Annotated in this window: 6 protein-coding genes and 1 pseudogene; 3 read left to right on the plus strand and 4 right to left on the minus strand. The window is 42.7% G+C overall.

Features of this window, described 5'->3' with window-relative positions:
- The 4 genes and pseudogenes from VIP81_RS30180 to VIP81_RS30195 form a co-directional block, all read right to left on the minus strand.
- Positions 1 to 204 (minus strand): annotated as a pseudogene (locus VIP81_RS30180) (tRNA-binding protein); the annotation flags it as partial.
- Between the two features lie 249 nt (positions 205 to 453).
- The gene (gene lptC, locus VIP81_RS30185) at positions 454 to 1,005 is read right to left on the minus strand and encodes an LPS export ABC transporter periplasmic protein LptC (protein ID WP_331970650.1); all 552 of its coding nucleotides are present in this window, start codon (positions 1,003 to 1,005) and stop codon (positions 454 to 456) included.
- 156 nt (positions 1,006 to 1,161) lie between these two features.
- Positions 1,162 to 2,457, minus strand: a complete 1,296-nt coding sequence (locus VIP81_RS30190; RefSeq protein ID WP_331970653.1) for a hypothetical protein — start codon at positions 2,455 to 2,457, stop codon at positions 1,162 to 1,164.
- Between the two features lie 170 nt (positions 2,458 to 2,627).
- Positions 2,628 to 3,263 carry an LON peptidase substrate-binding domain-containing protein gene (locus VIP81_RS30195; RefSeq protein ID WP_331970655.1) on the minus strand — a complete coding sequence of 212 codons (636 nt, stop codon included), beginning with the start codon at positions 3,261 to 3,263 and terminating at the stop codon, positions 2,628 to 2,630.
- Positions 3,264 to 3,435: 172 nt separating this feature from the next.
- Here VIP81_RS30195 and VIP81_RS30200 point away from each other — a divergent pair, with 172 nt between their 5' ends.
- From VIP81_RS30200 to VIP81_RS30210, 3 genes are read left to right on the plus strand one after another with little or no spacing between them, the layout of a single operon-like run.
- Entirely contained in the window at positions 3,436 to 4,482 is a 1,047-nt protein-coding gene (locus tag VIP81_RS30200; protein WP_331970657.1) for a glycosyltransferase family 1 protein, read from the plus strand.
- Between the two features lie 46 nt (positions 4,483 to 4,528).
- The gene (gene meaB, locus VIP81_RS30205) at positions 4,529 to 5,437 is read left to right on the plus strand and encodes a methylmalonyl Co-A mutase-associated GTPase MeaB (protein ID WP_331970659.1); all 909 of its coding nucleotides are present in this window, start codon (positions 4,529 to 4,531) and stop codon (positions 5,435 to 5,437) included.
- 3 nt (positions 5,438 to 5,440) lie between these two features.
- Entirely contained in the window at positions 5,441 to 6,106 is a 666-nt protein-coding gene (locus tag VIP81_RS30210) for a DNA alkylation repair protein (RefSeq protein WP_331970662.1), read from the plus strand.
- Positions 6,107 to 6,216: the final 110 nt, after the last annotated feature.

Raw genomic sequence — 6,216 nt, forward strand, 5'->3', positions numbered from 1 at the left:
CGCCACAATTTGTTTTCCGATGAGCTCTTCTTTATTGTAGAGACTGGTAATTTGGGCTGAGGACTTCTTAATGCCCAGTTCTGTTCCAAAATCTATGATGAGCTGATAAGAAGGGTTGCGGGCTTTAGGAAAGTCGTTAGCTTCCAGGATGGTACCTGCTCTTATTTCTATTTTCTCAAAATCCGGCCAGTTAATAGTTTCCATTACTCCTAATTTTTTGGTGAAATATAGGAAATAATGGGAAAATGGGGAGGATCAGACAGGGATTTCACAGCAAGGTAGCCATCGTCATCATCAATATTATAAAAGTCCCCCGCTCTTGAATACATTACAACAAATTGGCATAATTATTGGCATTAATAAGCCAAATTTTAGGTTAAAAAATAGGTTAAAGCGAAAGAACCCCACCTGCAGAGGTGGGGTTCTTTCGTGTATATATTTCCGTTAGTTTGATCAGTCTAGTGCAGCAGTGCTGTCCTGTACAGTAATGGGTCCACTCACTTTCAGTATTTTCTTTACACTGAAATCCTCGTTGGCTTCCAGTCCCCATCCATGGAGGGAATCGGTAGGTGTTTTTATAAAAACTTCCTGTGTAGAGTAGAAGATCTTGCGTTTAGGATCCCAGTTTAATTCTTTAGTGTCCAGCCTTTCTCCTTTTTTATTGATCACCACTACGCTGTCTGATAAATATACGTAGCCTTCTTCTTCGAGATACTTACCTTTTTTGGCAGAAAGGGTGCTTTCGAGCCCCAGGGTGTCGTTGTACATAAAAACCCGCAGCCCTTTATTAAACGCCACATAAGACGGCCGATCGAGGCTACGTTCCATGGCAGGCGCCAATAGTTTAGCATTTACCTTGCCCCCCTGGCTGAAGATGGTGACGATATCATCCCCATTTTCGGTAGCCGCTTTTTTGGAATCAAATTCCATCACTGTTTGTATATCATTTTCACAACTACTAACGGCAATGGCTATCAGAAAAAATAAGATGGTTCTTTTAATCATTTGAAGAAATAATAGGCCAAAGATAGTTATTAGCTGTTAGCTTTTAGCCGTTAGCTTTTAGCAAAATGCAGCGGAGACATAAGCAATGTATAATAATACCTACGCTTATGTCTCCGCTGCATTTTGCCAAAAGCTAAAAGCTAATGGCTAAAAGCTTTATTCGTATTTACGTTTGATAAACCACTTATCGCTCAGGGTGAAGCCTACTGATAAGCGGTAGATATTTTCCTTCAAAACAGTTTCATTATTACCGCGACGCGCTAATTCGAACGCGAGGTTGATCATACTGTATTGGTTGGAGTAAGGTAAACGACGTACCGGTAAACCAGCTCCCACGGTAAAACCGGTGGTAGGCATATTGATGCCATTCAGTTTCAGGTAATCATTACCGTAGTAAGCACCTAAGCGGTAAGCCACCCGGTTCCAATATCCGCTGAGTGCCATGGCATTAGGAACAAACTGGCCGCCGATGGAGAGTTTCCAGGCGTTTTGCAGTGAATCTTTCGCGCCGAAGTTGGTATAATTTTGCCACTGCGTGGTGTTGAAATCGACACCGATCATCCATTTATCAAATTTGCGGAGCATAATACCTGCTGCAAATTCTTCCGGGAAAACAACGGTTCCTCTTTCCCCTTTCACGTATTTAGCGGTATCCTGGGAGGAGTAGTTGCCTGAATTGCCGTCAAACAGCAGTGTTTCGCTCAAAGTTTCCTGGCGGGCACGCATATTCTGTTTCAGGCTACCGGATGCACCAAAAGTGAGGTCCATTTCTTTTGCCACTTTAGCTCTGTACTGTACACCCAACTTGTAAAAAAAGCTGCTGTAGCTGGTACGGAACATTTTATGGGAAGGATAAATAGTGGCGTCCGGGAAAACTAAACGGGTATTGTTCTCGATGTTACCGAAAAGATAACCCAGATTTGCCCCGATGCTGAAGTTACCAAAGCGCACACCTGTACCGGCATACAATTGATAAAGACCGCCACTGCCTTCATATTTGTTAGTCAGCGGGTATCTGAGGGTATCGAAAAAGGTGCCGTTGAATCCTTGCTGAATGTTATAAGACACCCTGGTTACCGGACGTAAACCCAGGTTCAGGCCCCATTTGTTTTTGATAATAGGTACTCCCAGTTGTAAGTAGGAGAGTGTACCGAAACCAGAACTGAACTTGTTTCCCTGGTCGGTGATGGATCTGCCACCGCCTTCAATACCAACATCGAACGTTGTCAGCAATAAGCTGGAATAACTGGCCGGATTGATAAAGTTGACTGACTGCGGATCACTATAAGCCTGAGAAACACCTCCCATACCACGATTGACCGTGTTTTGGTTGTTGTTCAGATCTCCTAATCCGTAGCGGGAATATGGTGAGTTGTCCTGTGCGATAGCTTTATTTGCCAGCAGAAAGAAACTTCCCAGCAGGCAAAGAATACTGACTTTTGTCCAATGCATTTAGTTACAGAATTGAGTTTAAGCCCTTATTCCAGTGAAAATATGGGTCTGCAAATATCTACTTTTTAAGGCGGGAAGCAAAAAAAACCAAAAACCGGGTTGTTAAATACACGTTAAAGTTCCCCTGCAAGGGGCATAGAACTCATACCAGGCAGGCATCTCCCTAAAAATTATAAATTATCAGCAGATAAGTTCCGGAAATGCCCATTCAGCATAACACGCTCCTTGAGACGTTCCATTTCAGCCATCATTGGAATCACTTTGTGAAGGTGGCGTTTCAGGTATTCGAGTCGTTGTGCTTCGTAAAAGAGATGCAGCAACTCATATTCCTCGTCGAGAGACAGCCCGGCATGGTGAGCCAGGTCATACGAGAGCAGTTTTTCGTCGTCTTTTTTAAAGGTTTTGTGAATCTGGAGAATAGAATGTAACTCACGCACCCCGTGCAGGACCTCCTGCAACAGTCTCGTATGGCTGCCCTCGTTATTTTCCGGATAGTTGACAATGGCCCCGGTATATAATTTATCAGGGATTTCACCCACATGCTCCAGGATCCGGAAAACGCTGTCACCAGTGGTTACAATGTCCAATTCGCCACTCTCATATATTTTTTCTACCTTTTTTATTTGCACAAGTGTTCCATATTCCATTATTTTTTTATTTATTACAACTGGAATTCCAAACGGCTTATGTTCTGAAATACAGGCAGCCACTAACTGTTTGTACCGGGGCTCAAAAACATGTAAGTTTAATTGCTCCCCAGGATACACTACAATTCCAAGCGGGAATATGGAAATAAAATTGGTCATTCGTAATAATTATACACAATTGGACTGACAACCAATATACGTCAGGAAGATAATTTATCCGGCAAAGGATAAAAGATAATTATCTTTTTTTCGTAAAAAGTTGTAATATCTTCGCTTAAGCATTTAGTTATATATAAATATATACCTGACAATTATTCAAACCGATTAGTATATGCCAAGATTTGTGATAGACTGTGAGAGATTGAAATATCCGAATAACGGTCTATATACTTATTGCAGCGAACTTGGCCAATCACTGGTGAAGCTGGTTGCTCCTCCCGAGGAGCTTTATTTCTATTTGCCCTCCTACAGGCAAACAATATTTTCTGAGCAACCACATTACAATCAAAAGGCCTGGCATAAGCTGTGGATGCCTTATTCAAAGGACATCCAGGTTTGGCATACCACTTATCAGCTATCCGACTATTCACCGGAAGCTCCCGGTATCAAACGGGTGCTGACCATTCACGATCTTAATTTTTTATATAAGCCCAATTATAAACACAGAATATCCGGCCAATTAGCTAAAGTGCAACGGATGATTAATAAGGCGGACCACCTTATTGCTATTTCCAATTATGTAAAACAAGATGTGCTTCAACATCTTGACATAGGAAATACGCCGTTAAGTGTGATTTATAATGGCTGCGATGTAAAGTCATTTCCTTCGTTTGATAATCCACAGTATCGTCCTTCCCGGCCGTTTTTATTTACCATAGGGACTATATTGCCGAAGAAGAATTTTCATGTAATCCCCTGTTTACTCAAAGACACCAACTATGAGCTGATCATAGCAGGGAATTCGAATACCAGCTACCAGAAACAAATTTTGCAGGAAGCGGCCGCCTATGGTGTGCTGGATCGTGTAAAAATTCTTGGCCCCATAGACGAAGAAAGCAAATACTGGTATTTCAGTAATTGTGCGGCATTTGTATTTCCTTCTATTGCGGAGGGCTTTGGTATTCCGGTGATAGAAGCCATGCATCATGGCAAACCCGTTTTCTTGTCTAATAAAACCAGTTTACCTGAAATCGGTGGGAATCTGGCCTATTACTTCGAAAATTTTGATCCTGCCTACATGCGGGATATTTTCGCCAAAGGCATGGCACATTATGAAGCCACGCAACCCATGGCCGCTATTAAAAAACACGCGGACAGTTTCAGCTGGGAAGAAATAGGAGAACAATACCTGAATATTTACCGTTCATTGCTCACGTAACGGGTATACCAGTTATTTTTGTTGTTTAACGTTTGTAAACAGTAAAATGTATCAGCAGTATTTACCGGGACTTTTAGGCGGAGATATAAAATCACTGGCCCGTTGTATTTCTTTGGTTGAAAATGAAGCAGCGGGTTATGAACAACTGCTGGAGCAACTTCCTGTCTGTAATCATACTATCGTAGTAGGTATTACCGGCCCTCCCGGCGCGGGAAAAAGTACCCTGGTCAACGCACTGATTACTGAATTACTAACACAGGAAAAAAGCGTAGCTATTATTGCGGTAGATCCTTCTTCTCCTTTTAACTTCGGCGCCCTCCTCGGCGACCGGATCAGAATGAGTCAACATTTTAATCATCCAAAGGTATTCATCCGGTCTATGGCCAGCAGAGGCGCTTTAGGCGGATTAAGTCCAAAGATTATAGAAGTCAGCGACCTCATCAAAGCCGCCCGCTTTGACTACCTGTTTATTGAAACCGTGGGTGTGGGACAAAGTGAAGTGGAAATAGCCGGCGTAGCAGATACAACGATAGTCGTAGTAGTCCCAGAAGCAGGTGATGAAATACAGACCATGAAAGCGGGCCTAATGGAGATTGCGGATATATTTATTGTGAATAAAGCCGACAGGTCTAATGCTGATATTTTTGTAAAAAACCTGCGGCTGCTGGCGCATAGTAAGCATCATGGCGACTGGGAAATTCCGGTGATCAAATCTGTTGCCACCAAACAGGAAGGCATACACGAAATTATACAGGCGATTACCCAACATCATAAAGCCGTGATGCACCAGGAACAAAAACATGTGCTGCTGCTGGCAGAAAAAGCCTATCAGCTTATACAACACCGGCGAATGAAAGATGTAATTAAACAGGAGCTGCAACAGGAGATAAAAGCATTGCTCGCGCAAAAAACGTTCAACCTTTACCGTTATATCAGTACAAAAAGCCAGGCATAATACATGCGCTACATCACGCTACTTACCAACGCTTATACTGCTGCCGCCAACCCGGTGAATGCTGTTGCCATGAAACGCTACATGCGTGATCAGTTTGAATACCTGGGTATTAAAACGCCCGACCGCCGCCACATTAACAAAGCGCTGAAAGAACAATATGGTTTACCTGAAATAACAGAGATGCCTGCACTGATAAAAGCATTGTGGGAAAAACCGGAAAGAGAATATCAATATGCTGCTATTGACCTCATGCAGCAATGCCATAAATCCTGGACAGCAGAAGATATACATCTCTTTGAATACATGCTCACGCACAAATCATGGTGGGACAGCGTAGATAGTGTAGTATCCTGTTTAGCAGGTCCGTGGCTAAAAAAATTTAAGGCTGCTCAACCAGCTGTTACCAATCAATGGAGCAATAGTGATCATATATGGTTGCAACGCGCCGCTATCATTTTTCAGAACGCTTATAAGCAATATACAGACGAGCAACTTTTACATCAGTACATTTTACAGCATGCACACTCCAAAGAATTTTTTATTCAAAAGGCCATTGGGTGGGCATTACGGGAGTATTCTAAAACCAACCCGGAAGGCGTGCGTACCTTTGTTAACCGTCATACCCTGGCTCCGTTAAGCAGGAGAGAGGCGCTCAAAAGAATAGGGTAAGTAATTCTTTCTGTTACTAAATACTTTCCACTTTTTTTCTGCTATATGAAGTAAGCAGGGAGATGCAATAGGCGACACAACAAGCGCCCAAAACGGGCAACGCCGTGTTT

This window comes from Chitinophaga sp. (assembly GCF_036566945.1).
Lineage (GTDB): Bacteria > Bacteroidota > Bacteroidia > Chitinophagales > Chitinophagaceae > Chitinophaga.

Bases quoted from the DNA above. Each gene is read 5' to 3' on its own strand.
- lptC (WP_331970650.1), bottom strand. From the start codon at position 1,005: ATGATTAAAAGAACCATCTTATTTTTTCTGATAGCCATTGCCGTTAGT.
- VIP81_RS30190 (WP_331970653.1), bottom strand. From the start codon at position 2,457: ATGCATTGGACAAAAGTCAGTATTCTTTGCCTGCTGGGAAGTTTCTTT.
- VIP81_RS30195 (WP_331970655.1), bottom strand. From the start codon at position 3,263: ATGACCAATTTTATTTCCATATTCCCGCTTGGAATTGTAGTGTATCCT.
- VIP81_RS30200 (WP_331970657.1), top strand. From the start codon at position 3,436: ATGCCAAGATTTGTGATAGACTGTGAGAGATTGAAATATCCGAATAAC.
- meaB (WP_331970659.1), top strand. From the start codon at position 4,529: ATGTATCAGCAGTATTTACCGGGACTTTTAGGCGGAGATATAAAATCA.
- VIP81_RS30210 (WP_331970662.1), top strand. From the start codon at position 5,441: ATGCGCTACATCACGCTACTTACCAACGCTTATACTGCTGCCGCCAAC.